At 65.4% G+C, this 25478-nt stretch carries 31 protein-coding genes and 1 tRNA gene; 14 read left to right on the top strand and 18 right to left on the bottom strand.

Annotated elements, in window-relative coordinates; genetic code table 11:
* Positions 1-46 precede the first annotated feature (46 nt).
* The 14 genes from ASE31_RS22240 (at position 47) to ASE31_RS22175 (ending at position 16241) form a co-directional block, all read left to right on the top strand.
* Positions 47-1648, top strand: a complete 1602-nt coding sequence (locus tag ASE31_RS22240; RefSeq protein ID WP_057203981.1) for an ABC transporter substrate-binding protein — start codon at positions 47-49, stop codon at positions 1646-1648.
* A 24-nt stretch (positions 1649-1672) separates the two neighbouring features.
* A complete protein-coding gene (locus ASE31_RS22235; protein WP_057203980.1) occupies positions 1673-2620 on the top strand; it encodes an ABC transporter permease in 948 nt (315 codons plus the stop codon).
* Position 2621: 1 nt separating this feature from the next.
* Positions 2622-3491, top strand: a complete 870-nt coding sequence (locus ASE31_RS22230) for an ABC transporter permease (protein ID WP_057203979.1) — start codon at positions 2622-2624, stop codon at positions 3489-3491.
* A gap of 61 nt (positions 3492-3552) precedes the next feature.
* On the top strand, positions 3553-4617 hold the full coding sequence (locus ASE31_RS22225) for an ABC transporter ATP-binding protein (RefSeq protein WP_057203978.1): 1065 nt from the start codon (positions 3553-3555) through the stop codon (positions 4615-4617).
* Positions 4614-5606 (top strand): ABC transporter ATP-binding protein, encoded by a 993-nt coding sequence (locus tag ASE31_RS22220; RefSeq protein ID WP_057203977.1) that lies wholly within the window; start codon positions 4614-4616, stop codon positions 5604-5606. The genes ASE31_RS22225 and ASE31_RS22220 overlap by 4 nt, the downstream gene beginning before the upstream one ends.
* A 42-nt stretch (positions 5607-5648) precedes the next feature.
* Positions 5649-6935, top strand: a complete 1287-nt coding sequence (locus tag ASE31_RS22215) for an amino acid deaminase (RefSeq protein ID WP_057203976.1) — start codon at positions 5649-5651, stop codon at positions 6933-6935.
* Between the two features lie 14 nt (positions 6936-6949).
* The gene (locus ASE31_RS22210; RefSeq protein ID WP_057203975.1) at positions 6950-7912 is read left to right on the top strand and encodes a MurR/RpiR family transcriptional regulator; all 963 of its coding nucleotides are present in this window, start codon (positions 6950-6952) and stop codon (positions 7910-7912) included.
* Positions 7912-9378, top strand: coding sequence for an amidohydrolase family protein (locus tag ASE31_RS22205; protein WP_057203974.1), 1467 nt, complete (start codon positions 7912-7914; stop codon positions 9376-9378). Before ASE31_RS22210 ends, ASE31_RS22205 begins: the two co-directional genes overlap by 1 nt.
* Before the next feature lie 99 nt (positions 9379-9477).
* Positions 9478-9840 (top strand): hypothetical protein, encoded by a 363-nt coding sequence (locus ASE31_RS22200; protein WP_157412608.1) that lies wholly within the window; start codon positions 9478-9480, stop codon positions 9838-9840.
* A gap of 151 nt (positions 9841-9991) precedes the next feature.
* A complete protein-coding gene (locus ASE31_RS22195; protein WP_057204132.1) occupies positions 9992-12175 on the top strand; it encodes a TonB-dependent siderophore receptor in 2184 nt (727 codons plus the stop codon).
* Between the two features lie 20 nt (positions 12176-12195).
* A complete protein-coding gene (locus ASE31_RS22190) occupies positions 12196-12936 on the top strand; it encodes an ABC transporter ATP-binding protein (RefSeq protein WP_057204131.1) in 741 nt (246 codons plus the stop codon).
* The gene (locus ASE31_RS22185; RefSeq protein WP_057203972.1) at positions 12933-14360 is read left to right on the top strand and encodes a DUF3526 domain-containing protein; all 1428 of its coding nucleotides are present in this window, start codon (positions 12933-12935) and stop codon (positions 14358-14360) included. Before ASE31_RS22190 ends, ASE31_RS22185 begins: the two co-directional genes overlap by 4 nt.
* A complete protein-coding gene (locus ASE31_RS22180; protein ID WP_235514721.1) occupies positions 14357-15721 on the top strand; it encodes a DUF3526 domain-containing protein in 1365 nt (454 codons plus the stop codon). Before ASE31_RS22185 ends, ASE31_RS22180 begins: the two co-directional genes overlap by 4 nt.
* A 127-nt stretch (positions 15722-15848) precedes the next feature.
* Entirely contained in the window at positions 15849-16241 is a 393-nt protein-coding gene (locus tag ASE31_RS22175; protein ID WP_057203971.1) for a 4-oxalocrotonate tautomerase family protein, read from the top strand.
* Between the two features lie 120 nt (positions 16242-16361).
* On the opposite strand, the gene ASE31_RS22170 is transcribed toward ASE31_RS22175, so the two are convergent.
* From ASE31_RS22170 to rplN, 18 genes are all read right to left on the bottom strand, one after another.
* Positions 16362-16438, bottom strand: a tRNA-Met gene (locus ASE31_RS22170).
* Positions 16439-16458: 20 nt separating this feature from the next.
* Positions 16459-16857 (bottom strand): 50S ribosomal protein L17, encoded by a 399-nt coding sequence (rplQ, locus tag ASE31_RS22165; RefSeq protein ID WP_057203970.1) that lies wholly within the window; start codon positions 16855-16857, stop codon positions 16459-16461.
* Positions 16858-17030: 173 nt separating this feature from the next.
* The gene (gene rpoA, locus ASE31_RS22160; protein WP_007861735.1) at positions 17031-18023 is read right to left on the bottom strand and encodes a DNA-directed RNA polymerase subunit alpha; all 993 of its coding nucleotides are present in this window, start codon (positions 18021-18023) and stop codon (positions 17031-17033) included.
* Between the two features lie 116 nt (positions 18024-18139).
* The gene (rpsD, locus tag ASE31_RS22155) at positions 18140-18763 is read right to left on the bottom strand and encodes a 30S ribosomal protein S4 (RefSeq protein WP_057203969.1); all 624 of its coding nucleotides are present in this window, start codon (positions 18761-18763) and stop codon (positions 18140-18142) included.
* Positions 18764-18853: 90 nt separating this feature from the next.
* Complete coding sequence (gene rpsK / locus ASE31_RS22150) at positions 18854-19258, bottom strand: 30S ribosomal protein S11 (RefSeq protein WP_005793662.1); 405 nt, start codon at positions 19256-19258, stop codon at positions 18854-18856.
* Positions 19259-19276: 18 nt separating this feature from the next.
* The gene (gene rpsM, locus ASE31_RS22145; protein WP_008906516.1) at positions 19277-19642 is read right to left on the bottom strand and encodes a 30S ribosomal protein S13; all 366 of its coding nucleotides are present in this window, start codon (positions 19640-19642) and stop codon (positions 19277-19279) included.
* Between the two features lie 23 nt (positions 19643-19665).
* Complete coding sequence (rpmJ, locus tag ASE31_RS22140) at positions 19666-19779, bottom strand: 50S ribosomal protein L36 (protein ID WP_057203968.1); 114 nt, start codon at positions 19777-19779, stop codon at positions 19666-19668.
* A gap of 145 nt (positions 19780-19924) precedes the next feature.
* Entirely contained in the window at positions 19925-21244 is a 1320-nt protein-coding gene (secY, locus tag ASE31_RS22135) for a preprotein translocase subunit SecY (protein WP_057203967.1), read from the bottom strand.
* 24 nt (positions 21245-21268) lie between these two features.
* Positions 21269-21700: a 50S ribosomal protein L15 gene (rplO, locus tag ASE31_RS22130; protein WP_057203966.1), complete on the bottom strand. Its 432-nt coding sequence runs from the start codon at positions 21698-21700 to the stop codon at positions 21269-21271.
* A gap of 10 nt (positions 21701-21710) precedes the next feature.
* Positions 21711-21893 (bottom strand): 50S ribosomal protein L30, encoded by a 183-nt coding sequence (rpmD, locus tag ASE31_RS22125; protein WP_007861725.1) that lies wholly within the window; start codon positions 21891-21893, stop codon positions 21711-21713.
* A 13-nt stretch (positions 21894-21906) separates the two neighbouring features.
* Positions 21907-22425, bottom strand: coding sequence for a 30S ribosomal protein S5 (gene rpsE, locus ASE31_RS22120; protein ID WP_057203965.1), 519 nt, complete (start codon positions 22423-22425; stop codon positions 21907-21909).
* A 17-nt stretch (positions 22426-22442) separates the two neighbouring features.
* Entirely contained in the window at positions 22443-22808 is a 366-nt protein-coding gene (gene rplR, locus ASE31_RS22115) for a 50S ribosomal protein L18 (protein WP_007861721.1), read from the bottom strand.
* A gap of 11 nt (positions 22809-22819) precedes the next feature.
* Positions 22820-23353: a 50S ribosomal protein L6 gene (gene rplF / locus ASE31_RS22110; protein WP_057203964.1), complete on the bottom strand. Its 534-nt coding sequence runs from the start codon at positions 23351-23353 to the stop codon at positions 22820-22822.
* Between the two features lie 25 nt (positions 23354-23378).
* On the bottom strand, positions 23379-23774 hold the full coding sequence (gene rpsH, locus ASE31_RS22105) for a 30S ribosomal protein S8 (RefSeq protein ID WP_057203963.1): 396 nt from the start codon (positions 23772-23774) through the stop codon (positions 23379-23381).
* A gap of 20 nt (positions 23775-23794) precedes the next feature.
* Positions 23795-24100 carry a 30S ribosomal protein S14 gene (gene rpsN, locus ASE31_RS22100; RefSeq protein ID WP_007861712.1) on the bottom strand — a complete coding sequence of 102 codons (306 nt, stop codon included), beginning with the start codon at positions 24098-24100 and terminating at the stop codon, positions 23795-23797.
* Between the two features lie 8 nt (positions 24101-24108).
* Entirely contained in the window at positions 24109-24648 is a 540-nt protein-coding gene (rplE, locus tag ASE31_RS22095; protein WP_057203962.1) for a 50S ribosomal protein L5, read from the bottom strand.
* Positions 24649-24657: 9 nt separating this feature from the next.
* The gene (gene rplX, locus ASE31_RS22090) at positions 24658-24978 is read right to left on the bottom strand and encodes a 50S ribosomal protein L24 (RefSeq protein WP_057203961.1); all 321 of its coding nucleotides are present in this window, start codon (positions 24976-24978) and stop codon (positions 24658-24660) included.
* Between the two features lie 9 nt (positions 24979-24987).
* Positions 24988-25356, bottom strand: a complete 369-nt coding sequence (gene rplN, locus ASE31_RS22085; protein ID WP_057203960.1) for a 50S ribosomal protein L14 — start codon at positions 25354-25356, stop codon at positions 24988-24990.
* Between the last annotated feature and the right edge of the window lie 122 nt (positions 25357-25478).

Genomic DNA, 25478 nt, shown 5'->3' with positions numbered 1-25478 from the left:
AGTCATCTACGATTAAAAATGTAATTTTATTACTTATGGAGCCACGATGCAATCCTCATCCATCCGTGATCGGTTGACGCTCGCAGTGCCTGTGCAAACCGCACGGCGCCGTGTTCTTGGCCTGGCGGCAGCCACTGCCGCCATGGTCGTGGCCCTCGGCTCGGGCCTGCCGGCCCAGGCGGCCCCTGCCAAGGGGGGCGCAGCCAACCTGGCGATGGTCGGCGAGCCCCAGGGGCTGGACCCCATGGTCAGCACGGCCGACCTGGTCGGCACCATCATGCAGCACGTCTACGAGCCGCTGTACACCTTCGACGCGAACTGGGCCGTGGCGCCCATGCTGGCCGAAGGCCTGCCCACCGTGTCCAAGGACGGGCTGACCTACACCATCGCCCTGCGCAAGGAAGTCAAGCTGCACAACGGGCGCGACCTGAACGCCGACGACGTGGTGGCCTCGCTGCAGCGCTGGATGGAGCTGTCGCCGCGCGGCAAGGCAGTGGCCAAGGAGGTGGCCTCGCTCACCGCCAAGGGCCCGCTGTCGGTGGAGCTCACGCTCAAGGCGCCCTATGCACCGCTGCTGGCCCAGCTGGCGTTGCCCAGCGGCATGGCCGCCATCATGGCCAAGGAAAGCATTGCGCCGCAACTCAAGGACTTCATCGGCACCGGCCCCTACAAGTTCAAGGAGCGCCGTCCCGACCAGTTCACGGTGCTGGTGCGCCACGACAGCTACAGCGCCCGCAAGGAGGCGCCGAGCGGCTATGCCGGCCGCCGCGAGGCCCTGCTCGACGAGCTGCGCTTCGTGCCCGTGCCCAATGCCAACACCCGCGTGGAAGGCGCCCTGTCGGGCCAGTTCCAGTACGCCGACCTGCTGCCCGTGGAAGCGGCCGGCCGCATCGACAAGGGCGCCCCGGCCGTGGTGCCCATCGTGACGAAGAACTTCGGCTTCCCCTACATCGTCTTCAACACCAAGGAAGGCGTGCTGGCCGCGCAGCCGCTGCGCCGCGCGGTGCAGACCGCCGTGGGTTCGGGCGAACTGCTGGCCGCAGGCTTTGGCGACAACCGCTTCTTCGTGGTGGAGCCCAACTTCTTCCCCAAGGGCACGCCCTACTACTCGGACGCGGGTGGCAAGCTGTACAACGAGCGCAATCCGCAGGCCGCCAAGGACCAGGCCGCCAAGGCCGGCTACAACGGCCAGCCGGTGCGCATCATGGCCAGCCGCCAGTACGAGTTCCACTACAACATGGCGCTGGTGATGGCCGAGCAGCTCAAGAAGGCCGGCTTCAAGACCGAGTTGCAGGTGGTGGACTGGGCCACGCTGGTGCAGCGGCGCAACGATGCCAAGCTGTGGGACGTGTACTTCACGCACTCGGGCCTGTTCCCCGAGCCCATGCTCTCGCCGCCACAGCTGGGAGAAGGCGCGCCGGGCTGGTGGGACTCACCGGCCAAGAAGGCCACGCTCACGGCCTTCAACCAGGAGACCAACATCGCCAGGCGCGGCCCACTGTGGGGTGCCGTGCAGCAGGTGGTGTACGACGAAGTGCCCTTCATCGAGGTCGGCAAGTTCAACGGCCTCTCCGCGCGCTCGGCCAAGCTCGAGGGCTACACGCCGGCGATCTGGCCGTTCTTCTGGAACACCGGCCTGGCCAAGTAAGCCCACCGCACAAGGTTCGTTGCCATGCGTTTTCTGATGACCCGCCTGGGCGGCGCCCTGGTGGTGCTGGCCCTCGTCGCGGTGCTGGTGTTCGCGCTCACGCGCCTGGCCTCGGGCGACCCGGTGGCGCTGCTGCTGGGCGAGCAGGCCACGGCCGAGGACATCGCCGCGGCGCGCGTGCAGTACGGGCTCGACAAGCCCCTGCCCACGCAGTTCGTGCTGTGGATCGGCGAGTTGCTGCAGGGCAACCTGGGGCAGTCGATCTTCCTGCAGCGCCCGGTGGCGCAGGCCCTGCTCGAACGCGCTGAGCCCACGCTGTTCCTGGCGCTGTTCGCCGTGGGCATCGCCGCACTCATCGGCATCCCCTGCGGCATGGCCGCAGCCATCTGGCGCGGCAGCCCCGGTGACCAGGCGCTGAGCGGCGTGGCCATGCTCGGGGCCAGCGTGCCCAGCTTCTGGCTCGGGCTGATCCTGATCCAGCTGTTCGCGGTCAAGCTTGGCTGGTTTCCGGCCTCGGGCTATGGGAATCCGGAGTCGCCGCTTGCGGAACGATTGACCCACCTGCTGTTGCCGGCGCTGGTGCTGGGCCTGCTCAATTCGGCACTGATCATCCGCTTCACGCGCGCCTCGATGCTCGACATCCTGGGCGAGGACTATGTGCGCACCGCGCGCGCCAAGGGCCTGGCCGAGGGCACGGTGATGGTCAAGCACGTGCTGCGCAATGCGCTGGTGCCCATCGTCACGGTGCTGGGCCTGACACTGGCGCTGATGATCGGCGGCACCGTGGTTACCGAAACCGTGTTCAACCTGCCCGGGGTGGGCAACCTCGTGGTGCGCGCCGTGCTGCGCCGCGACTACCCGGTGATCCAGGGCACGCTGCTGGTGATCGCAGCGATCTACGTGTTCATCAACCTGGCCATCGACTTCCTGTACACGCTGGTCGATCCGCGCATCCGGCTGGAGGGCCAATGACATGGTGCAACGCCTGATCCGCAATCTCACAGACTACTGGCTGCCGCTGGCGCGGCGCCTGTTCTCGCGCAAGGTGGTGCTGGCCTCGGCCATCCTGCTGGCGCTGGTGGTGGCCGTGGCCACCGTGTTCCCCTGGGTGTCGGATGCCGACCCCAATGCCATCTCGATCAGCGAGCGGCTGAACGCGCCCTCGGCCGCGCACTGGGCCGGCACCGACGAGCTGGGGCGCGACGTGATGCTGCGCATCGTGCACGGCGCGCGCTATTCGCTGCTGATCGGCGGGCTCACCGCCGCGGGTGCCGTGCTGTTCGGCACGCTGCTGGGCATGTTCGCGGGCTTCTTTCGCCGGCTGGACGCGCCGCTGATGCGCGTGGTGGACGCGATGATGTCCTTCCCCGACATCCTGCTGGGCATCGCCCTGGTGTCCATCCTGGGCGCCTCGCTGTGGAACGTGATGCTGGCGCTGGTGATCGTCTACACGCCGCGCGTGGCGCGGGTGGTGCGCGCTAGCACGCTGGTGCTGCGCGAGCTGCTGTTCGTGGACGCAGCACGCGCCCTGGGCGTGCGCACGCCGCTCATCTTGCTGCGGCACATCCTGCCCAACCTGGTCTCGCCCATCCTGGTGCAGGTGACCTTCATCTTCGCCTACGCCATCCTGGCCGAGGCCGGCCTGTCCTTTCTGGGCGTGGGCGTGCCGCCGGACATCCCCACCTGGGGCACCATGATCGCCGGCAGCCTGGAGTCGGCCGACCGTGCGTTCTGGACCATTCTCTACCCGGGCCTGGCCATCGTGCTCACCGCCCTGTCGCTGCAGATGCTGGGCGACGGCGTGCGCGACCTGCTCGACCCCAAGCTCAAGAAAGCCTCGTGAGCCCCGCTTTCGCCCCACCCACGCAAGCGCCCGCCCGCGGGCGCGCTACGAAGGTATCTCCATGACCACCCACACGGCTGCCATGGCCGCCCCGCGGCTCGAAGTGCAGGGCCTGTCCACCTCGTTCGCCACCGACGCCGGCCGCATCCAGAGCGTGGCCGACGTGTCTTTTGCCATCCACCCGGGCCAGACGCTGGCGCTGGTCGGTGAATCGGGCTCGGGCAAGTCCGTCACCAGCCTCACGCTGATGGGCCTGCACGCCAAGACCTCGCAGGCGCAGGTGGACGGCCAGGCCTGGTTCACCCGGCGCGACGGCCGGCGCGTGGACCTGCTGGCCCTGCCCGAGGCCGAGCGCCGTGCCCTGCGCGGCAACGAGATGGCGATGGTCTTCCAGGAGCCCATGACCAGCCTGAACCCGGTGCTCACCGTGGGCGAGCAGATCGCCGAATCCGTGCGCCTGCACCTCAAGCTCGACCGCAAGGCCGCCCTGGCCCACGCCCAGCGCATGCTGGAGCTGGTGGAGATACCGGCCGCAAAACAGCGCGTGCACGAGTACCCGCACCAGTTGTCGGGCGGCATGCGCCAGCGCGTGATGATTGCGCTGGCCATGGCCTGCAGCCCGACGCTGTTGATCGCCGACGAGCCCACCACCGCCCTGGACGTGACCATCCAGGCGCAGATCCTCGCGCTCATGGGCCGGCTGCAAAAGGAGACGGGCATGAGCATGCTGTTCGTCACCCACAACCTGGGCGTGGTGGCGCAGTACGCCGATGCGGTGGCCGTGATGTATGCGGGGCGCATCGTCGAGTCGGCATCCGTGCACGACCTGTTCGCCAAGCCCGAGCACCCCTACACGCGTGGCCTGCTGGCCTGCCTGCCCGGCGTTGCCCGGCGCCATGCCGTGGCGGTGGCCGGGCAACGGCCGCGCCTGGTGGCCATACCGGGCCAGGTGTCGAGCCCGCTCGCGCCGCCGCCGGGTTGCGCCTTCGCGCCACGCTGCGAGCGCCGCATCGCGGCCTGCGATGCGCGCATGCCGGCCCTGTCCGACGAGGGCAGCGCAGGCGCCAGCCGCCGGGTGCGCTGCATCCGTGTGAATGAGCAGCCCATTGAAGAGGTGGCTGCATGAACGCCGTGTCCATGGCTCCGACCCCGGGCGACAACCTCATCGAAGTGCGCGGCCTGCGCAAGTATTTCGGCAGCGGCCCGCACCCGGTGCGCGCGGTGGACGATGTGAGCTTTGCCATCCGCCGCGGCGAAACACTGGGCCTGGTGGGCGAATCAGGCTCGGGCAAGAGCACCATCGGCCGCCTGCTCACCCGCCTGGTGGACCCCACGGCGGGCCAGATGCTCTACCACGGCGAGGGCGCGAGTGGGCAGGACCTGGCCGGAATGAGCCAGGGCCAGTTCCGCCCGCTGCGCTCGAAGATCCAGATCATCTTCCAGGACCCGTACGCCAGCCTGAACCCGCGCATGCGTATCCGCGAGGTGCTGGGCGAGGCGCTGGACACGCACAAACAGGCGCGCGGTGCGGCACGCCTGCCGCGCATCCACGAGCTGCTCACGCAGGTGGGCCTCAGGCCCGAGCATGCGGAGCGCTTTCCGCACGAGTTCTCGGGCGGGCAGCGCCAGCGCATCGGCATTGCGCGCGCGCTGGCCGTGCAGCCGAACTTCATCGTGGCGGACGAGCCGCTGTCGGCACTCGACGTGTCGATCCAGGCCCAGGTGGTGAACCTGCTGGGCGACCTCAAGGAGCAGTTGGGCCTGACCTTGCTGTTCATCTCGCACGACCTCGATGTGGTGGAGTACCTGTGTGACCGCGTGGTAGTGCTCTACCTGGGCCGCGTGATGGAGATCGCGCCCACCGGCGCGCTGTATGCGCAGCCCGCGCATCCCTACACGCGCGCCCTGCTCGCGGCCGCGCCCATCCCCGATCCCGCGCAGCGGCGTACCATCCCCCTGCTTCAGGGCGACCTGCCCAGCCCCGCCAATCCGCCCTCGGGCTGCGTGTTCCGCACACGCTGCCCGCATGCGGTGGCCGAATGCGCCAGCGCCGACATGGCCCTGCGCCCCGTGGGGGCGGACCACTGGAAGGCCTGCTGGCGCGACGACATCTGACCGGCGCAGCCCCGCTGCGCCCCACCAACATGACGAAACCACATGACCACCACCACTGACTTCACGCTGGACGCCACCAGCAAGAGCTTTCCCATCGCGGCAGCGCCCTGCCGCGCCAGCGAGATCGGCGCACGCGGCTGGAACGTGCTGGCCGACGACCTGGCGTTCCCCCTGGCGGTGCTCCGCCGCACGGCGCTGGCGCACAACCTGGCCTGGATGCAGGACTTCGCGCAGCGCAAAGGCATCGCCCTGGCACCGCACGGCAAGACCACCATGTCGCCCCAGCTCTTCGCACAGCAGCTGGCGGCCGGCGCCTGGGGCCTGACCTTCGCCACGGCCTTCCAGGTCGCGGTGGGGGTGGAGGCCGGTGCGCGCCGCGCCATCATCGCCAACCAGGTGGTCTGCGATGCCGACCTGGACGCGCTCGACGCGCTGCTGGCCCGCCATGCCGACCTCACCGTGTGGTTCCTCGTCGATTCGCTCGCGCAGCTCACGCTGGTCGAGGACTGGAAGCAGCGCCGTGGCAGTGCCCGCGTGTTCAACGTGCTGCTGGAGATGGGCATCCCCGGCCAGCGCACGGGCTGCCGCACGCTGGACGAGGCACTGGCGCTGGCGCGCGCGCTGGCGGCGTCGAAGGCCGTGCAGTTCGACGGCATCGAATGCTATGAAGGCGGCGTGGCGCGCTGCGACAACGAGCACGACGCCCGCGAAGTGACCGCCCTGGTGCGCCGCGTGATGGACGTGGCGCGGGCCTGCGACACCGAGCACCTGTTCGCACGCGACCGCATCCTGCTCACGGCCGGCGGCTCGGCCGTGTTCGACCTGGTGGTGCCGCTGCTGCAGGCCCAGGGCCTGTCGCGCCCGGTGGAAGGCGTGCTGCGCTCGGGCTGCTATGTGACGCACGACCATGGCAACTACGCGCGCTTTCTGAAGAACGTGGAGCAGCGCGAAGGGCTCGACGCCTCGCTGCGCCCGGCGCTCACGGTCTGGGCCATGGTGCAGTCGGTGCCCGAGCCGGGCCTTGCCCTGCTGACCTGCGGGCGCCGCGACATCTCCTACGACCTGGAGATGCCCATCCCCGTGCAACTGGCGCGGCGTGGCGAGCGCACGGCAGCTGCCGTGCCCGCCGGCTGGAGCGTGAGCGCACTCAACGACCAGCATGCCTACCTGCGCTTCGATGCCGCAGCGGGCGTAGGCAGCGCGCCCCAGGTGGGAGACCGCGTGGCGCTGGGCATTTCGCACCCCTGCACCACCTTCGACAAATGGCGCTGGATGCCGCTGGTAGAAGACGATGGCGCCATCACGGGTGCCATCAGCACGCGGTTCTGAGGCCGGAGAAGCGCATGAACAGCAGCCTGCCTCCGTCACCATCGTCCACCGTGCCGCCCAGCCCCACGCCCGGACTGCTGCAGCAGTTGCGCGAACGGCAGGACAGCCTGCCTGAAGCGCAGCGCAGCGTGGTGCGCGCCGTGCTCGAAGACCCGCGCGCCGCCGTGGCCGCCACGGTGGAGCAACTGGCACAGCAGGCCGGCGTGTCCATGCCGACCATCGTGCGCACCTGCCGCAGCTTTGGCTACGACTCGGTGCGCGAATTCATGCTGGCGCTGGCCCAGGACCTGGCCGTCTCGGGCTCGTACCTGCACCGCAGCGTGTTGGCCGAAGACTCGGCGCAGGACGTCTCCAGCAAGATCATCCACGCGGCCGTCGCCTCGCTGACCGAGCTGGGCCGGCGCATCGACGTGGACGTGATCGACCAAGTGGCCGCCAGGCTCGCCAAGGCGCGGCGCATCGACTGCTATTCGGTGGGTGCGGCGTCGACCTTCACGGCCAGCGAGCTGCAGAGCCGGCTGTTCCGCCTGGGCCTCACGGCGAATGCGATCTTCGATGCGCACCAGCAGTTGGTATCCGCCAGCACGCTGGGCCCCGAGGGCGTGGCCTTCGTGGTCTCGCACGTGGGGCGCATGCCCTACACGGTGGAAGCCGCCCGGTTTGCGCGCTCGCAGGGTGCCACGGTGATCGCCTTGACCCAGCCAGGCACGCCGCTGGCAGAAACGGCCGACCTGGTGCTGGCCGTGTCGGTGCCGCAGGACGCGGTGATGCGCGTGGGCACCGAGGCCTACCTGGCCCACCTGGTGGTGATCGAGATCCTGATGGTGCGCCTGGCGCAGCAGCTGGGACCGGTGGCCACGCGCGGCCTGCAGCAGTTCAAGCAGCTTTTGCACAAACACGGATTCGACAGCGCCGAGTATTCGGGCGCCATGGACCCCGGCCCGGGCCTGCACAAGCCGGGCCAGAAAGACAATTGATGGCAGCAACGCAAGCGACCCTGCTGAAGAACGGAACCATCATCGAAGGCACCGACCGCCCCGGATGGGTGGGCGACCTGCTGCTGGCGGGCGAGCGCATCCTGGCCCTGGCCGCTCCCGGCGCCATCGACCCCGCCTTGTTCGCCGGCATGGCCGTCGAGACCATCGACTGCACGGACCGCGTGATCGCGCCCGGTTTCATCGACGTGCACACGCACGACGACGCCGCCGCCATCGACGCGCCCGACATGCTGCCCAAGCTGTCGCAGGGCGTGACCACCGTGATCGTGGGCAACTGCGGCATCTCGCTGGCGCCCATGGTGACCGATGCGCCGGCGGCGCCGCTGTCGCTGCTGGGCAAGCACCAGTTCCGCCACGCCAGCATGGCCGCCTATGCGCGCGCCGTCGATGCCGCGCAGCCCGGCGTGAACGTGGCGGCGCTGCTGGGCCACACGGCGCTGCGCATGCGCCACCTGCCCGAGCTGGGCCGCGCCGCCACGGCCAGCGAGCGCGCCGCCATGGCAGCCGACATGCAGGAGGCCATGGACGCGGGCGCACTGGGCCTGTCGTCCGGCGTGTTCTACAAGGAGGCCTATGCGGCCGACCTCACCGAGCTGACCGAGCTGGCCAGCGTGGCGGCGCGCAACGGCGGCGTCTACGCCACCCATATCCGCGATGAGCTCGCAGGCATTCTGCCGGCGCTGCAGGAGGCGGCGCTCACGGCTCGGCAGGCCGGGCTGCCGCTGGTGCTGTCGCACCACAAGTGCGCAGGGGCCGCCAACTGGGGCCGCACGCGCGAGACGCTGCCGCTGATCGAGTCGCTGGCCCAGGGCCAGCCCATCAGCCTGGACGTGTATCCCTACACCGCCGGCTCCACGGTGCTGCGCACCGACTTGGTGGACGGTGTGATCGACATCCTGATCACCGGCAGCCAGCCCCACCCGGAGATGGTGGGCCGCTACCTCAAGGATATCGCCCGCGAATGGGATGTGAGCGAGCAGGCGGCGTGCGACCGGCTGCAGCCCGGAGGCGCCTGCTACTTTCAGATGCGCGAAGACGACGTGGAGCGCGTGATTGCGCACCCGCTGGCCATGATCGGATCGGACGGCCTGCCGCACGACGAGCGCCCGCACCCCCGCCTGTGGGGCGCTTTTCCGCGCGTACTGGCCTGCTACTGGCGCGAAAAAGGAGTGCTGCGTCTGGAAGAGGCTATCCACAAGATGACCGGCCTGTCGGCCCAGCGCTTTCGCATCGGCGAGCGCGGGCGCCTGGCAGCCGGCTGCATGGCCGACGTGGTGGTGTTCGACCCGCTGCGTGTGCGCGATACCGCCAGCTACGAGCAACCCGTGCAGTTCAGCGAGGGCATCGAGCAGGTATGGGTGAACGGCGTACTGAGCTATACCGCTGCCGGCCGGGCTACCGGCGCGCGCGCCGGGCGCTTCATCCGCCGGCAGGCAACGGCCTGACCCGGGCCGGCGGCCAGGAGGTGCCGGACAGCATCTCTTGGCCCCGCCCGGCCCGCCTCGACTGAGAATTGGTTCTCAATAGTATGATTCGCATCCACCATGCGGATCTCGCGCCCCCTCCTCTGGCTTTTGCTGCTCACGCTGTGCCTGCACCTGACGGCAGGCATGGGCCTGCACGCCGCAGAGCACCTGGGGAGCCAGCGCGCGGCGGTAGCGCAGGCCATGGCGTCCGACGAAGACAGCGAGGCTGGGCAGCCCGGCAAGACCTCTGTCGAGGCAGGTGTGTGCGCCTGGTGCCTGGCCCACGCCCAGCAGGCGGCCGACCTGGCCACGGCCCCGCCCGTGCATGGCGCTGCGCAGGCCTGGGCCCGGGTGCGGCCGGTGCCGGATGCGGTGGCCTTCATCCCGCATCCCGGCCATTGGCCGTTCGCGTCACGCGACCCTCCCACCGCGCAGGCCTGACCCTGCGCACTGCGTTGGGCTGAACGTCCCTTCCTCACCGACCTTGCGGTTGCCGCAGGCCGGTGCATCTCTTCCTGGTCCGCGCCACCGCGTTTCCGCGCCTGCACGCAGCAGCCATGCGCGCGAGACCCTGCCCCTTCGAATGCCTTTCATGACCACCGCCACGCTTCGCACGGGTATTTCCGTGCCCGTTTCCCTCCACCTGCGCCCCCACCCTTTGGCATGGGCCATTGCTTGCGCGCTGGTTGCTCCGGTCTTCGCGCAGACTGCACCGCCCCCCGTGGCCCAGGCGCCTGGGCAGCTGTCCACCATCGAGATCGTGGGCCGCACCGAGTCCGGGGCCTACCACGCCGATGAAGCGGCCGGAGCCAAGTCGGACCTGCCGCTGCGCGAGCTGCCGCAGTCGGTGCGCATCGCGACGCGCCAGGCCATCGACGACCTGGGCGCCACCAAGCTCGACGACGTGCTCGACTATGTCGGCGGCGTATCGCGGCAGAACAACTTTGGCGGGCTGTGGGACAACATCGCCATCCGCGGCCTGCCGGGCAACGAGAACACCGGCATGGCCACGCTGCTCAACGGCTTCTCGTCCAACCGCGGCTTCAACGCACCGCGCGACCTGGCGGGGGTGGAACGCATCGAGTTCCTCAAGGGCACTGCTGCCGCGCTGTACGGCAGCAGCGAGCCGGGCGGCACGCTCAACATCGTCTCCAAACGTCCGCTGTGGAAGGCGGCCCACTCCGTGGAAAGCTACGTGGGCAGCCATGGGCTCAAGCGTGGCGCCTTCGACAGCACGGGCCCCCTCGGCGAGAACTTCGCCTACCGCCTCAACGTGGCGGTGGAAGACCGTGACAGCTTTCGCGACCAGGTGACGGCGCGGCGCGAAGTGGTGGCGCCCGCCTTCACCTGGAAGCTGGGCCGCGACACGGTGCTGGAATATGCCGGTGAGGTGCTGCGCCAGGCCACGCCCCTCGACCGCGGCGTGGTCGCGGTGAACAACCAGCTGGGCACCATTCCCCGCAGCCGCTTCCTGGGCGAACCGGCCGACGGCAAGGTGACGGTGGAGAACCAGACGCACCAGTTCATCCTGTCGCACGAGTGGAACCCCACCTGGCGCAGCCGGTTCGGCCTGTCGTACCGCGAGACCTCGGTGAATGGTTTCTCCACCGAAGCCACCGCCTTGCAGGCCAATGGCAGTTTGACGCGACAGCGCCGCTTTCGCGATTTCGAGTCTGACGACATCGCGCTCCAGGCAGAGTTGCAAGGCAATCTGAAAACAGGGGCCATCGAGCACGAACTGCTGCTGGGGGTGGAGAGCTTTCGCTTCAACATGGACTCTCTGATGCTGCGGGCGAACCCGACCACCGCTGCGCCGTATGCGGTCAACATCTACAACCCGGTCTACGGCCAGGCCCAGCCCACGCCGGCGGCCAACACCGACACGCTGGAGCACCAGCGCAATACGGCGTTCTACCTGCAGGATGCGATCAGGCTGGCGCCCGACTGGCGACTTGTGGCGGGCGTGCGCATGGACAACTACCGCCAGTCCCTGGAGAACCGCCGGACCCACGCCACGGCGAGCCAGGAACCCTCTTCCACCTCACCGCGGGTCGGCCTGAGCTGGTTGCCAACATCCCAGTGGACGGTCTATGCCAATACGGGCCGCTCCTTCCGCCCGAACGTCGGCTCGGACGTGGCGACCCGCGCATTCGAACCGGAGACGGGCCGGGCGCTGGAACTGGGCACCAAGTGGGAAAGCGCGGACAAGCGCATGGGCGCCACTGCGGCGCTGTTCGATATCCGCAAGCGCAACGTGCTCACGGCCGACCCGGGCAACAGCGGCTTTTCGGCGGCTGCTGGCGAGGTCCGCAGCCGGGGCCTGGAATTTGATCTGGCGGGCCAGGTGACGACGCACTGGCGGGTCAACGCGAGCATGGTGTTCAACGACGTGGAGATCACCAAGGACAACACCCTGGAAGTGGGTGGCCGCCTGCTCAACGTGCCCAAGGTCAACGGCAGCGTGCTGGCGGTGTACGAGAACATGCTGGGCAATGGGCAGCGCTACGGCGTGGGCGGCGGCGTGACCCACGTGGGCCAGCGCCTGGGCCAGGCGCGCACGCAAGGCGAGGCCAACGCAGGCACGCCGGCCTTCGACCTGCCCGCCTACACCACGGCCAAGCTGGTCGCGTACTGGCGCCTGTCGCCCACGCTGCGGCTGACGCTGGACGTGGACAACCTTTTCGACAAGACCTACTACACCAGCTCCTACAGCCGCGTGTGGGTGACCCCGGGCACGGCCCGCACGGTCACCATGGGCCTGCAGGCGAAGTTCTGAACACGATGGGCACGACGACCATGGCAAACCACCATCTCCCAGCACCTGTACTGCAGGCCCGCGCCGTCACGGCCGGCTACGGCGGCCGCCCCATCCTGCAGGGCCTGGACCTGCAGGTGAACCGGGGTGAAATCTACGCCCTGCTGGGCTCCAACGGTGCGGGCAAGACGACCACGTTGAGCCTGTTCCTGGGCTTTCTTGCGCCCAGCGCGGGCAGCCTGCGCGTGCAAGGCACCGACCCCGTGGCCGACCCGGACGGGGCACGCAGGCAACTGGCCTATATCCCCGAGAACGTCGCACTCTACGAGCACCTGAGCGCGCGCGAGAACGTGGCCTACCTGCTGGACCTGGCGGGCCAACCCGAAGGCGCGCAGGCCATTGACCAGGCACTGCTGGCCGCCGGGTTGGCCGCTGCGGCCCACGGCCAGCGCGTGGCGGGTTTTTCCAAAGGCATGCGCCAGAAGGTGGCGATTGCACTGGCGCTGGCACGCAAGGTTCCGGCGCTGCTGCTGGACGAGCCCACCTCGGGCCTGGACCCGCAGGCCACTGCCGAGTTCAACCGGTTGCTGGCGCTGCTGCGCTCGCAGGGCGTGGCGGTGCTGATGGTGACGCACGACCTGCTGAGCGCAGCCGACGTGGCCGACCGCATCGGCTTCATCGATGCCGGGCGCCTGGTCGAGGAAGTGGCGGCCAGTGGCGACGAGCGCTTTGACGTGCGCGCCCTGCACCGGCGCTACGCCACGCCGGGAGCCACGGCATGAGCCGCGCCGTCACCCGCATCGCGCGCGAGGAGTGGCGCCTGATGCTGCGCGACCGCGTGGCCGTGCTGGGCCTGGCGCTGCTCACGGTGCTGACCCTGGTGGCCTCGCTCACGGCCTGGGAATCGCGCCGCGCAGCCGATGCCGAGCGCGCCCGCTACCAGGCGCAGGCCAACCAGGAGTTCGAGGCCCAGCCCGACCGCCACCCGCACCGCATGGTGCACTACGGACACTTCGTGTTCCGGCCGCTGAACCCGCTGGCGGCATTCGACGCGGGCATCGATGCCTACACCGGGCACACGCTGTTCCTGGAGGGTCACCGCCAGAACAGCGCCAACTTCGGCGATGTGCGCCAGTCGTCCCTGCTGCTGCGCTTCGGCCAGCTCACGCCGGCCTTCGTGCTGCAGGTGCTGGCGCCGCTGCTGCTGGTGTTCCTGGGACACGCATCCCTGGCACGCGAGCGCGAGTCGGGTACCTTGCGCATCTTGCTGGCGCAGGGCGTGCGACCGGGCCAGATCGTGCGCGGCAAGCTGCTGGCACTGGCCGGCGCGGCGGCGCTGGCCCTGCTGCCCGCCGCCCTGGCGCTGGCCTGGATGGGTGCGCTCTCGCAACCCCTGCGCTCGGCAGCGCTGTTGGCGGGCCATGCGCTCTGGCTGCTGCTGTGGGCGCTGGCGGTGGTGGGGCTTTCCGCGCTGTTTGCGCGGCGGCGCGATGCCTTGCTGTGCCTGCTTGCCCTGTGGACGGTCACCGTGATCCTGGTGCCGCGGCTGGCGGCCGATACGGCCGCCTATGCCCACGGGCTGCCCACCCGCCTGGAGAGCGACATTGCCGTGGCGCGCGACCTCGCCGCCATGGGTGACAGCCACAACCCCGACGATCCGTACTTCGCGGGCTTCCGCCAAAAGGTGCTGGCGCAGTATGGCGTCGCCAGGGTCGAGGACCTGCCCGTCAACTACAAGGGCCTGCTCGGCATGGAAGGCGAACGCATGACCAGTGAGCTCTTCAACCGCTATGCCGCCGATTCCTTCGACCAGCAGGGGCGGCAGAGCGCCTGGATGGACCGCGCCGGCCTGATCAGCCCACTGCTGGCCCTGCGGCGTTTATCGATGGCCACGGCGGGCACCGACCTGGCCAGCTACCGGCGCTTTCTGGAGCAGGGGGAGCACTACCGCTACACGCTGATCCAGTCGCTCAACCGCCTGCAGGCGCAGAAGATCCGCTATGCCGATGACCGCAACCCCACCCGGCAGAACCGCGTGGACCGCACGCATTGGCACGACACTGCGCATTTCCAGTACCTGCCGGCCACACCGGCGGCCGTTTTGCAGTCGGTGCTGCCGGCCGCAGCCACGCTGCTGGCCTGGCTGGCAGCACTGCTGGCGCTGCTGGCCTTCAGCGCGCGGCGCCTGGGCAGGAGCACCCGATGATGCGCTGGCTTGCCCATGAATGGCGCCTGGTCTGCCGCTCACGCCTGTGCCTGTGGGCCCTGGTGCTGCTGTGCCTGCTGTCCGCCGTGTCCCTGGTATCGGGCGCGCGCGAGGTGGCACGCCAGCAGGCCCACATCACACGCCTGGCTGCGCTGCACGAGCGGGACGTGCAGGCCGTGGCCAGCCGCTTTGCCAAAGGCGGCGATGCGGGTTACGCTGCCTACTACACATTCTACGACACGCAGGACCCGCCTTCGAGCGCAGCCTTCCTGGCCCTGGGCCTGCGCGACGTGGCGCCCTATGTGCTGCGCGTGCGCGCCCTGGGGCTGCAGGCCCAGCTGTACGAGGGGGAGACCTTCAACCCCGAACTCGCGCTCGCAGGGCGTTTCGACTTCGCGTTCGTGCTGATCTACCTGGCGCCGCTGTTCATCATTGCGCTGCTGCATGACCTGGTGTCGGGCGAGCGCCAGTCGGGCCGGTTGCGCACGCTGCTGGCCATGCCGGGGGCGGGTACGCGGCTGTGGCTGCGCCGCGCGGGCCTGCGCACGGCGCTGGCCATCGCCAGCCTGGCCCTGCCGCTGCTGGCAGCCGCAGCCGTGCTGCCCATCGGCATGGCGGCCCTGGCAGGAGCGCTGGCCGTGGTGGTGGTCTACGCGGCCTTCTGGGGCACCGTGTGCGTGCTGGTGGCCGCCCGGCCCTGGAGCTCCACCGCGCATGCCACCGCGCTGATAGGCTGCTGGGTGGTGCTCACCCTGGTGTTGCCCACGCTGGCGCAGATGGCCATCACGCGCAGCATTCCCGTGGGCCAGGGCGTGGACCTGATGCTCGCGCAACGCCAGAACGTGCACGGCGCCTGGGACCAGCCGCGCGATGCCACGATGCACAAGTTCTTCAAGACCCACCCCGAGTGGAAGGACACAGCCGCCCTGCCGGTGCAGTTCCACTGGAAGTGGTACTACGCTTTCCAGCAACTGGGCGACGAGAGCGTGGCCGGCGAGGTCAGTGCCTACCGCAGCGGGCTCACGCGCCGCCAGCATTGGACGGAACGCCTGGGCTGGCTGCTGCCCGGTGTGGCGGCCCAGGGCGCACTGCACGGACTGGCGCGCAGCGACCTGCCAGCCCAGCTGCGCTACCAGGAGCGCATAGAAACCTTCCACAGGGAAGTGCGGGAGTTCTACTACCCCTATGTCTTCAACGAGCGCCCGTTCGGCCCCGCAGACTTTGCCCGCCGGCCCCGCTTGTCGGCCGTGGCGCTCGCCCCCTCAATGCCGCTGGCGCCGCTGGTGGCCATGCTGGCCTGGGTGCTGTGCCTGGGTGGCCTGTGCGCCCGCGCATTGAAGCGGGTACAGGCATCGGCCTGAACATCGGCGGGGTGGCTTTGCACGCGCTGCAAAGCCGCTTCCCGCGGGCCGCCGTGTCCGAAAACAGGGCCGAAAACTACAGTGGAGGCACCAACAACCCGCCACCACTGACCAGGAGTTTTCCACCATGCCCATCATCAACGTCAAGGTCTCTGCCGAACGCTCGGCCGCCCTTTCGCAGCGCATCTCGGACACGCTGCTCGAATTGTCCACCCGCATCCTGGGCAAGAACCCCAAGATCACGGCGGTCACCGTCTCCTACGTGCATCCCGAGGACTGGATCGTGGGCGGCAGCAGCCTCGCAGCACAGGGCAAGCGCAGCGTGTACCTGGACATCAAGGTGGTCGACGAGACCAACACCAAGGCCGAGAAGGCGCGCTACATCGCCGAAGTGTTCGCCGCATTCCAGGGGCTGCTGGGCGAATTGCACGAAGAAAGCTACATCTACGTGCAGGACGTGCGCGCCACGGCCTATGGCTATGGCGGCAAGACACAGGAGTTTCGCCACCAGCATCCCTAGTGACCGCCTGCGGATGGCCAGCCAGGGGGCTTTCAAGGATGGAAGCCCCGACAAAACCGGCCCAGAAACAAAAAAGCCCACTATCAAGTGGGCTTTTTTTGAAGCGGCTAACCGCTATATTGGTTGCGGGAGGAGGATTTGAACCTCCGACCTTTGGGTTATGAGCCCAACGAGCTACCAGACTGCTCCATCCCGCGGCAAGATTGAATTATATACCTTATTCTGCGGCTGCGGCCGAAGAATTTTCAGTTTTTTCATCGCCACGGTCGACCAATTCAACCAGGGCCATGGGCGCATTGTCGCCAACGCGGAAACCCATCTTCAGGATGCGGGTGTAACCACCGGGACGCGCGTTGAAGCGGGGGCCCAGGTCGTTGAACAGCTTGGTGACGCTGTCACGGTCGCGCAGGCGGTTGAAAGCCAGGCGGCGGTTGGCGACGGTGTCGACCTTGGCCAGGGTGATCATGGGCTCGATCACGCGGCGCAGTTCCTTGGCCTTGGGAACGGTGGTCTTGATGACTTCGTGCTCGATGATCGAGTTCATCATGTTCTGCAGCATCGCAAGGCGGTGCGAGCTGGTGCGATTGAGTTTGCGGAGTCCGTGTCCGTGGCGCATGGTGCTTTCCTTCTACTGTCTATGTAATTAAATCGGGCAGCCGTATCAGGTACTGCGCGAGGCACTGTTGTTCCCTCGGGGGGGAACGAAAAGTCCCCCTTACGGCAAGACCGCGGGGGACTCTGGAAACCAGGGTCCCTCTTTCGGGGAACCCGGGATTATAGCGGTTTTGATTAACGCTTGTCCAGACCGGCTGGTGGCCAGTTCTCAAGCTTCATGCCAAGCGTGAGACCACGCGATGCGAGCACTTCCTTGATTTCGTTGAGCGACTTGCGGCCCAGGTTAGGCGTCTTGAGCAGCTCGTTCTCGGTGCGCTGGATCAGGTCACCGATGTAATAGATGTTCTCGGCCTTCAGGCAGTTGGCAGAACGCACGGTCAGCTCCAGCTCGTCCACAGGGCGCAGCAGGATCGGATCGAACGTGGCATTGCCGCGTGGGCCTGCAGGTGCGTCGAACGCAGCCAGCTCGCCACCTTCCAGCTGTGCGAACACAGCCAGCTGCTCCACCAGGATCTTGGCCGATGCACGCACTGCGTCTTCGGCAGTGATGGCACCGTTGGTCTCGATCTCGACGACCAGCTTGTCCAGGTCGGTACGCTGCTCCACACGGGCGCTTTCCACGGTGTAGCTCACACGCTTCACAGGGGAGAACGAGGCGTCCAGCACGATGCGGCCAATCGACTTGGTCGATTCGTCGGCATAGCGGCGCAGGTTGCCCGGCACGTAGCCACGGCCCTTTTCCACCTTGATCTGCATGTCCAGCTTGCCACCGGCCGACAGCGTGGCAATCACGTGGTCGGGGTTGACGATCTCGACGTCATGGGGCGTCTGGATGTCGCGCGCGGTCACCACGCCTTCACCATCCTTGCGCAGGCTCAGCGTGACTTCGTCACGGTTGTGCAGCTTGAACACCACGCCCTTGAGGTTCAGCAGGATGTTGACCACATCTTCCTGAACGCCGTCAATGGACGAGTACTCATGCAGAACGCCTGCAATGGTGACTTCCGTCGCTGCGTAACCCACCATGGACGAGAGCAGGACGCGCCGAATGGCGTTGCCCAGCGTATGGCCGTAGCCACGCTCGAACGGCTCCAGCGCGACCTTGGCACGGTTGTGGCCAAGCTGCTCGACATTGATCGCCTTGGGTTTCAGCAAATTGGTTTGCATTCAGACTTCCTCTCAATACCCCCAGCTCGTTACACCGGTAAGGCTGGTGAAGCGCCTAAACCGCGATGCCTCGCGGTTCAGGTACGGTTTTCTCGAAATGTGATTCGAACTAGCGATTAGCGCGAATACAACTCAACGATCAGCGATTCGTTGATGTCGGCGCCGAACTCGTCGCGGTCAGGCACCTTCTTGAACACGCCTTCTGCCTTCTCGGCATTGACGTCCACCCAGGCGGGCATGCCGACCTGTGCAGCCAGTTGCAGTGCTTCGACGATGCGGTTCTGCTTCTTGGACTTTTCGCGCACGGCCACGACATCGCCGACCTTGACCAGGTACGAGGGGATGTTGACGGGCTTGCCGTTCACGGTGATGGCGCAATGCGACACCAGCTGACGGGCTTCTGCACGCGTGGAGCCAAAGCCCATGCGGTACACGACGTTGTCCAGACGCGATTCCAGCAGGAACAGCAGGTTGGCGCCGGTGTTGCCCTTGCGGCCATCAGCGGTCTCGAAGTAGCGGCGGAACTGCTTTTCCAGAATGCCGTACATGCGCTTGACCTTCTGCTTTTCGCGCAGTTGCAGGCCATAGTCGGACGTGCGGGCACCGGAGGTGCGGCCGTGCTGACCAGGCTTGGAGTCGAACTTGCACTTGTCCGCAATGGAGCGACGTGCGCTCTTGAGGAACAGGTCGGTGCCTTCACGGCGGGAGAGTTTGGCCTTGGGGCCGAGGTAACGTGCCACTTGAACTTCCTTTTTGTCATCTACCGCAAACCATTGCGGGAGCCGCCTGTGTCGCTCTCGCGTACGCAGGCGGCGGTGGGCTTGTGAAAATTAGATACGACGGCGCTTTTGAGGGCGGCAGCCGTTGTGCGGGACTGGCGTCACGTCGGAGATCGACGTGATGCGGATGCCCAGGGCACCCAGTGCGCGCACCGAGGATTCGCGACCAGGACCTGGGCCCTTGATCTCGACGTCCAGGTTCTTGATGCCTTGGTCAATGGCGGCGCGGCCAGCCACTTCCGAAGCCACCTGGGCAGCGAAAGGCGTGGATTTGCGCGAGCCCTTGAAGCCCTGGCCACCCGACGAGGCCCACGACAGGGCATTGCCCTGGCGGTCCGTGATCGTGATGATCGTGTTGTTGAACGACGCATGCACGTGGGCAATGCCGTCCGACACGTTCTTGCGAACCTTCTTGCGAACGCGCTGTGCTGCGTTATTGGCTGGAGACTTGGCCATATTGATCTTTCAATCTCTTTATTTCTTCAGTGCAGCAGCACCCTTGCGCGGACCCTTGCGGGTGCGGGCATTGGTGCGGGTACGCTGACCACGCATCGGCAGACCACGACGATGGCGGAAACCACGGTAGCAGCCAATGTCCATCAAGCGCTTGATGTTCATGGTGGTTTCGCGGCGCAGATCACCTTCAATGGTGAATTGCTCGATCTGCTCACGAATTTTTTCCAGGTCGCCGTCCGTCAGATCCTTGATCTTCTTGGAGTAAGCGATTCCGGTTGCTTCGCAAATCTTGCGAGCGCGAGTCCGACCAATGCCAAAAATGGCGGTCAGACCGATTTCCGCGTGCTTGTGGGGCGGAATGTTAATGCCAGCGATACGTGCCATATGCGTCCTCTAATACTTTCCAATCAACCCTGGCGCTGCTTGTGACGCAGTTCCGTGCAGATCACGCGCACCACACCTTTGCGGCGGATGATCTTGCAGTTGCGGCAGATTTTTTTGACCGAAGCCGAAACTCTCATTGCATTCTCCTAAAACTTTTGCATCCGTCCCGGCATCTTGCACGGAACACAATTTGTGCCCGCGACAAACATCGTGGGGCGCCAACTAAACCAAACCTTGCATTCAGGAAACCAACCGCAGAAAGCGCCTGGCCACCGTCACCCGTCAACCGCCCTGATTGCCTTTGAAATTGGCTTTCTTGAGCAGCGACTCATACTGTTGCGACATCATGTAGTTCTGGACCTGGGCCATGAAGTCCATGGTCACCACCACAATGATCAACAGCGAAGTTCCACCAAAGTAAAACGGTACGTTGTACTTCAGAATCAAGAACTCGGGCAGCAGGCAGACGAAGGTGATGTAAACCGCCCCCGCCAGTGTCAGTCGCACAAGAATCTTGTCGATATAGCGGGCCGTCTGCTCACCAGGACGAATCCCGGGAATGAACGCACCGCTCTTCTTCAGGTTGTCTGCCGTTTCACGGCTGTTGAAGACCAGCGCCGTGTAGAAGAAGCAGAAGAAGATGATCGCAGCAGCATAGAACATCACATACACCGGCTGACCAGGCGTCAGGGCAGAAGAGATGTCGCGCAACCAGCGCATCGACTCACCGGCACTGAACCAGTTCACCACGGTGGCTGGCAGCAGGATGATGGACGACGCGAAGATGGGAGGAATCACACCTGCCATGTTCAGCTTCAAGGGCAGGTGCGACGATTGTCCACCATACACCTTGTTCCCCACCTGCCGGCGCGCATAGTTCACCAGGATCTTGCGCTGACCACGTTCCACGAACACCACGAAGTAAGTCACCGCAGCGACCACCAGCACGATGAAGATAGCTGCCAGAATGCTCATCGCACCTGTGCGCACCAGCTCCAGCAGGCCACCGATGGAGCTTGGCAGACCGGCCGCGATACCTGCAAAGATCAGGATCGAGATACCGTTGCCAAGACCACGTTCCGTGATCTGCTCACCGAGCCACATCAGGAACATGGTGCCTGCCGTCAGGCTGACCATGGCCGTGATGCGAAAACCCATGCCAGGGCTCAGCACCAAGCCGGCCGAGCTCTCCAGCGCCACGGCAATGCCGAGCGACTGGAAAATGGCCAAGCCCAGCGTGCCGTAGCGCGTGTACTGGGTGATCTTCCTGCGGCCGGACTCGCCTTCCTTCTTGAGCTGTTCAAACGTCGGGACCACGTAGGTCATCAGTTGCATGATGATCGATGCCGAGATGTACGGCATGATCCCCAGTGCAAAGACGGTAAAGCGCGAGAGCGCTCCACCCGAGAACATGTTGAACAGGTTCAGGATGCCGCCTTGCTGGCCGCTGAATAACTGCTGAAGTTGGGCTGGGTCGATACCAGGCACCGGGATATGAGCCCCGATGCGGTAAACGATCAGCGCAAGCAACAGAAAAACCAGGCGACGACGCAGGTCGCCGAACTTGCCGGTTTTTGCAATTTGAGCCGCGCTAGTTGCCACAGGTGCCTTCTTTCAGAACCAAAATCAGGCCAGGCTGCCGCCAGCAGCTTCGATAGCCGCCTTGGCACCCGCTGTAGCGCCAACACCCGTCAGCTTGACAGCCTTGGTGAGCGTACCGGTCTTGATGACCTTGACCACCTTGGCCAGCTCGCCGATCAGGCCGGCTTGCTTCAAGGCAAGCACGTCCACTTCGGCCAGGCCCAGCTTTTCCAAGTCGGTCAGGTTGACTTCGGCATTGAACTGCAGCAGGTGCGACTTGAAGCCGCGCTTTGGCAGGCGACGTTGCAAAGGCATTTGACCGCCTTCGAAACCCACCTTGTGGTAGCCGCCTGCGCGGGACTTCTGACCCTTGTGACCACGGCCAGCGGTCTTGCCCAGACCGGAGCCGATACCGCGGCCTACACGGCGCTTGGCATGCTTGGCGCCGTCTGCGGGCTTGATGCTATTGAGTTCCATGATCTATCTCTCAGAGGACTTTGACCAGATAGCTGATCTTGTTAATCATGCCGCGCACTTCGGGCGAGTCCTGCAGTTCGCTGACGCTGTTCAGCTTGCGCAGACCCAGGCCACGGACGGTGGCGCGGTGCGATTCCTTGGTGCCGATAGGGCTGCGCACCAGTTGAATCTTGACGGTTTGTTGCGTAGTCATTTACAGCTTCCAATCAGGCGAAGATGTCTTCGACCGTTTTGCCGCGCTTGGCTGCCACTTGCGAAGGCGTCGTGGAGTTCACCAGTGCGTCAAAAGTAGCGCGGACCATGTTGTAGGGGTTGGACGAACCATGGCTCTTGGCCACGATGTCGGTCACGCCCAACACTTCGAAGACAGCGCGCATGGGGCCGCCAGCGATGATGCCGGTACCCTTGGGGGCCGGTGCCATCATCACATGTGCAGCGCCGTGGTGGCCAGTCACCTGGTGGAAGATCGTGCCGTGCTTCAGCGTGACCTTCACCATGTTGCGACGGGCTTCTTCCATCGCCTTTTGCACGGCAGCAGGCACTTCCTTGGACTTGCCCTTGCCCATGCCCACGCGGCCGTCACCGTCGCCGACCACAGTCAGTGCGGCGAAACCGAGGATACGGCCACCCTTCACGACTTTGGTGACGCGGTTGACCGCGATCATTTTTTCGCGCAGACCGTCGTCACGACCTTCGTCTTGCACTTTGGGTTGAAATTTAGCCATTTTGTATTCCGCTCCGCTTAGAACTGCAGGCCAGCTTCACGGGCTGCGTCGGCCAGAGCCTTGACGCGACCGTGGTAGGCAAAGCCTGAGCGATCAAATGCAACCTTCTCAACGCCAGCAGCCTTTGCCTTTTCAGCAATGCGCTTGCCGATGGCCGTGGCTGCAGCGGCATTGCCGCCCTTGCCCGAACCACCGAGTTCCTTGCGGACGTCGGCTTCTGCGGTGGAGGCGCTTGCCAACACCTTGCTGCCGTCGCCGGAAATGACGCTGGCATAAATATGGAGATTCGTGCGGTTCACGGTCAGACGGGCCACGCCTTGCTGTGCAATGCGGATACGGGTCTGGCGCGAACGACGAAGACGCTGCTCTTTCTTGGTCAACATGTTGCAGCTCCTTACTTCTTCTTGGTCTCTTTGATCGTGATCTTCTCGTCCGCATAGCGGATGCCCTTGCCCTTGTAGGGCTCGGGTGGACGAACAGCACGGATCTCAGCGGCAATTTGGCCAACGCGTTGGCGGTCGGCACCCTTCACAACCACTTCCGTGGGGGTGGGGGTGGCCACCGTGATGCCAGCGGGCATCTCGATGTTGACCGGGTGCGAATAACCGACAGCCAGGTTGAGCTTGGCGCCGGAGGCGGCGGCCTTGTAGCCCACGCCGATCAGGGTCAGCTTCTTCTCGAAACCCTTGCTCACGCCCACAACCATGTTGTTGACGAGTTGGCGGATCGTGCCGCTCATGGCATTGGCTTCGCGAGAATCGTTGACAGGCTCAAAGCTGAGCTTGCCGTCGTTGCTCGACACCTTCACCAGCACGTTTTGCGCCAGCGACAGAACACCACCAGTACCCTTGACAGAGATCTGGTCGGCTTTAACGGACACATCCACGCCAGCGGGGATGGTCACGGGCATTTTTCCTACTCGGGACATTTCAGTTTCTCCTCAATGTCGCGGGTTAGGCCACGTAGCAGAGCACTTCGCCACCGACACCGGTAGCGCGCGCCTTGCGATCGGTCATCACGCCCTTGGGGGTGGTGACAATTGCCACACCAAGACCGTTCTGGACTTGCGGGATGGAATCGTAGCCTTTGTAGACACGCAGGCCAGGGCGGCTGACGCGCTCGATGCGCTCAATCACCGGGCGACCTGCGTAGTACTTCAGGGCGATTTCGAGTTCGGACTTGCCGGATTCGGTCTTGACCTGGAATCCGTCGATATAACCCTCGTCCTTCAGCACCTGGGCGATGGCAATCTTCACTTTGGAAGAAGGCACCAGAACCGTGGCTTTGGCGACCATCTGTGCATTACGGATGCGGGTCAGCAAGTCAGCGATAGGATCACTCATGCTCATGTTGTAATTCTCCTGCCTGCTTACCAGCTGGCCTTGGTGACACCGGGGATGTCGCCTGCAAAAGCCAGTTCACGGATCTTGGCGCGGGCCAGACCGAATTGACGGAAGGTACCGCGCGGACGACCGGTGATTTCGCAACGGTTGCGCTGGCGCGTGGGGTTCGCATTGCGGGGAAGCTTCTGCAGGCCCAGGCGGGCTGCATCACGCTCTTCGTCGCTGCGCTTGGCGTCACCGGCAATCGCCTTCAGTTCCGCATACTTCGTTGCGTACTTGGCGGCCAGTTTTTCGCGCTTCAGTTCGCGCTGGATCAAAGCTACTTTAGCCATACCCTGCCTCAGTTCTTGAACGGGAAACGGAAACCAGCGAGAAGAGCCTTGGCTTCTTCGTCGGACGTGGCCGTCGTGGTGATGCTGATATTGAGACCACGCAAGGCGTCAACCTTGTCGTATTCAATTTCAGGGAAAATGATCTGTTCCTTGACGCCGATGTTGTAGTTGCCACGGCCGTCGAAAGCGCGACCGGAGATACCACGGAAGTCACGAACGCGGGGCAGAGCCACGGTCACGAAACGGTCCAGGAACTCATACATCTGCACGCCACGCAGCGTGACCATGCAACCGATGGCCTGGCCTTCGCGGATCTTGAAACCGGCGATAGCTTTCTTGGCCTTGGTGACCACGGGCTTTTGACCAGCGATCTTGGTCAGGTCCGCCACGGCGTTGTCCATCACCTTCTTGTCCGAGACTGCCTCGCTCACACCCATGTTGAGCGTGATCTTGGTCAGACGGGGAACCTGCATGGGCGAGGTGTAGCCGAACTGCTTGATCAGTTCGGGAGCGATCTTGTCGCGGTAGATTTCTTGGAGTCGTGCCATGTTTGCCCCTTAGGCCACCTTGATTTCAGCGCCGCTGGACTTGTACACGCGAATGCGTGCGCCGTCTGCCTGCACCTTGATGCCCACACGATCAGCCTTGCCGGTAGCCGCATTGAAGATGGCTACGTTGGACTGGTGAATAGGCATGGACTTTTCAACGATGCCGCCCGTCGTACCCTTCATGGGGTTCGGCTTGGCGTGCTTCTTGACGACGTTGATACCGTCGATCAGCACATAGGAATCGTCCTTGCGCGACGACACCGTGCCGCGCTTGCCCTTGTCGCGCCCTGTCAGCACGATGATTTCGTCGCCCTTGCGAATCTTGTTCATGGCGCGTCCTTAGAGAACTTCAGGAGCCAGGGACACGATCTTCATGAACTTTTCGTTACGCAGTTCACGCGTCACGGGTCCAAAGATGCGGGTGCCGATAGGCTCCAACTTTGCATTCAGCAACACTGCTGCGTTGCCGTCGAATTTGACGAGCGAGCCATCACCGCGGCGGATACCCTTTGCGGTGCGAACGACCACTGCGCTGTAAACCTCGCCTTTTTTGACGCGGCCACGCGGAGCGGCTTCTTTGATGCTCACTTTGATGATGTCGCCAACGCTTGCATAGCGACGCTTCGAGCCACCCAGCACCTTGATGCAAAGGACGGACTTGGCGCCGGTATTGTCGGCAACCTCTAACCGAGATTCTGTCTGGATCATTTCAATATTCCCAACTTGCACCAGAAGACCACGGCCCCAGAGAACTTCTCAAGGGCTGCAGATCAGCCAGTCAGTCTTGGGCCCGTCGTCCGCACCGCAAACCATTTGCAGCACTTCCCGCT

This window comes from Acidovorax sp. Root217, from assembly GCF_001428645.1.
Classification (GTDB): Bacteria; Pseudomonadota; Gammaproteobacteria; order Burkholderiales; family Burkholderiaceae_C; genus Acidovorax.
The sequence above is the reverse complement of the archived record's forward strand: the minus strand, read 5'-3'. Positions and strand labels throughout refer to the sequence as shown.

Bases quoted from the DNA above. Each gene is read 5' to 3' on its own strand.
- ASE31_RS22240 (WP_057203981.1), top strand. From the start codon at position 47: ATGCAATCCTCATCCATCCGTGATCGGTTGACGCTCGCAGTGCCTGTG.
- ASE31_RS22235 (WP_057203980.1), top strand. From the start codon at position 1,673: ATGCGTTTTCTGATGACCCGCCTGGGCGGCGCCCTGGTGGTGCTGGCC.
- ASE31_RS22230 (WP_057203979.1), top strand. From the start codon at position 2,622: ATGGTGCAACGCCTGATCCGCAATCTCACAGACTACTGGCTGCCGCTG.
- ASE31_RS22225 (WP_057203978.1), top strand. From the start codon at position 3,553: ATGACCACCCACACGGCTGCCATGGCCGCCCCGCGGCTCGAAGTGCAG.
- ASE31_RS22220 (WP_057203977.1), top strand. From the start codon at position 4,614: ATGAACGCCGTGTCCATGGCTCCGACCCCGGGCGACAACCTCATCGAA.
- ASE31_RS22215 (WP_057203976.1), top strand. From the start codon at position 5,649: ATGACCACCACCACTGACTTCACGCTGGACGCCACCAGCAAGAGCTTT.
- ASE31_RS22210 (WP_057203975.1), top strand. From the start codon at position 6,950: ATGAACAGCAGCCTGCCTCCGTCACCATCGTCCACCGTGCCGCCCAGC.
- ASE31_RS22205 (WP_057203974.1), top strand. From the start codon at position 7,912: ATGGCAGCAACGCAAGCGACCCTGCTGAAGAACGGAACCATCATCGAA.
- ASE31_RS22200 (WP_157412608.1), top strand. From the start codon at position 9,478: ATGCGGATCTCGCGCCCCCTCCTCTGGCTTTTGCTGCTCACGCTGTGC.
- ASE31_RS22195 (WP_057204132.1), top strand. From the start codon at position 9,992: ATGACCACCGCCACGCTTCGCACGGGTATTTCCGTGCCCGTTTCCCTC.
- ASE31_RS22190 (WP_057204131.1), top strand. From the start codon at position 12,196: ATGGCAAACCACCATCTCCCAGCACCTGTACTGCAGGCCCGCGCCGTC.
- ASE31_RS22185 (WP_057203972.1), top strand. From the start codon at position 12,933: ATGAGCCGCGCCGTCACCCGCATCGCGCGCGAGGAGTGGCGCCTGATG.
- ASE31_RS22180 (WP_235514721.1), top strand. From the start codon at position 14,357: ATGATGCGCTGGCTTGCCCATGAATGGCGCCTGGTCTGCCGCTCACGC.
- ASE31_RS22175 (WP_057203971.1), top strand. From the start codon at position 15,849: ATGCCCATCATCAACGTCAAGGTCTCTGCCGAACGCTCGGCCGCCCTT.
- rplQ (WP_057203970.1), bottom strand. From the start codon at position 16,857: ATGCGCCACGGACACGGACTCCGCAAACTCAATCGCACCAGCTCGCAC.
- rpoA (WP_007861735.1), bottom strand. From the start codon at position 18,023: ATGCAAACCAATTTGCTGAAACCCAAGGCGATCAATGTCGAGCAGCTT.
- rpsK (WP_005793662.1), bottom strand. From the start codon at position 19,258: ATGGCCAAGTCTCCAGCCAATAACGCAGCACAGCGCGTTCGCAAGAAG.
- rpsM (WP_008906516.1), bottom strand. From the start codon at position 19,642: ATGGCACGTATCGCTGGCATTAACATTCCGCCCCACAAGCACGCGGAA.
- rpmJ (WP_057203968.1), bottom strand. From the start codon at position 19,779: ATGAGAGTTTCGGCTTCGGTCAAAAAAATCTGCCGCAACTGCAAGATC.
- rplO (WP_057203966.1), bottom strand. From the start codon at position 21,700: ATGGAACTCAATAGCATCAAGCCCGCAGACGGCGCCAAGCATGCCAAG.
- rpmD (WP_007861725.1), bottom strand. From the start codon at position 21,893: ATGACTACGCAACAAACCGTCAAGATTCAACTGGTGCGCAGCCCTATC.
- rpsE (WP_057203965.1), bottom strand. From the start codon at position 22,425: ATGGCTAAATTTCAACCCAAAGTGCAAGACGAAGGTCGTGACGACGGT.
- rplR (WP_007861721.1), bottom strand. From the start codon at position 22,808: ATGTTGACCAAGAAAGAGCAGCGTCTTCGTCGTTCGCGCCAGACCCGT.
- rplF (WP_057203964.1), bottom strand. From the start codon at position 23,353: ATGTCCCGAGTAGGAAAAATGCCCGTGACCATCCCCGCTGGCGTGGAT.
- rpsH (WP_057203963.1), bottom strand. From the start codon at position 23,774: ATGAGCATGAGTGATCCTATCGCTGACTTGCTGACCCGCATCCGTAAT.
- rpsN (WP_007861712.1), bottom strand. From the start codon at position 24,100: ATGGCTAAAGTAGCTTTGATCCAGCGCGAACTGAAGCGCGAAAAACTG.
- rplE (WP_057203962.1), bottom strand. From the start codon at position 24,648: ATGGCACGACTCCAAGAAATCTACCGCGACAAGATCGCTCCCGAACTG.
- rplX (WP_057203961.1), bottom strand. From the start codon at position 24,978: ATGAACAAGATTCGCAAGGGCGACGAAATCATCGTGCTGACAGGGCGC.
- rplN (WP_057203960.1), bottom strand. From the start codon at position 25,356: ATGATCCAGACAGAATCTCGGTTAGAGGTTGCCGACAATACCGGCGCC.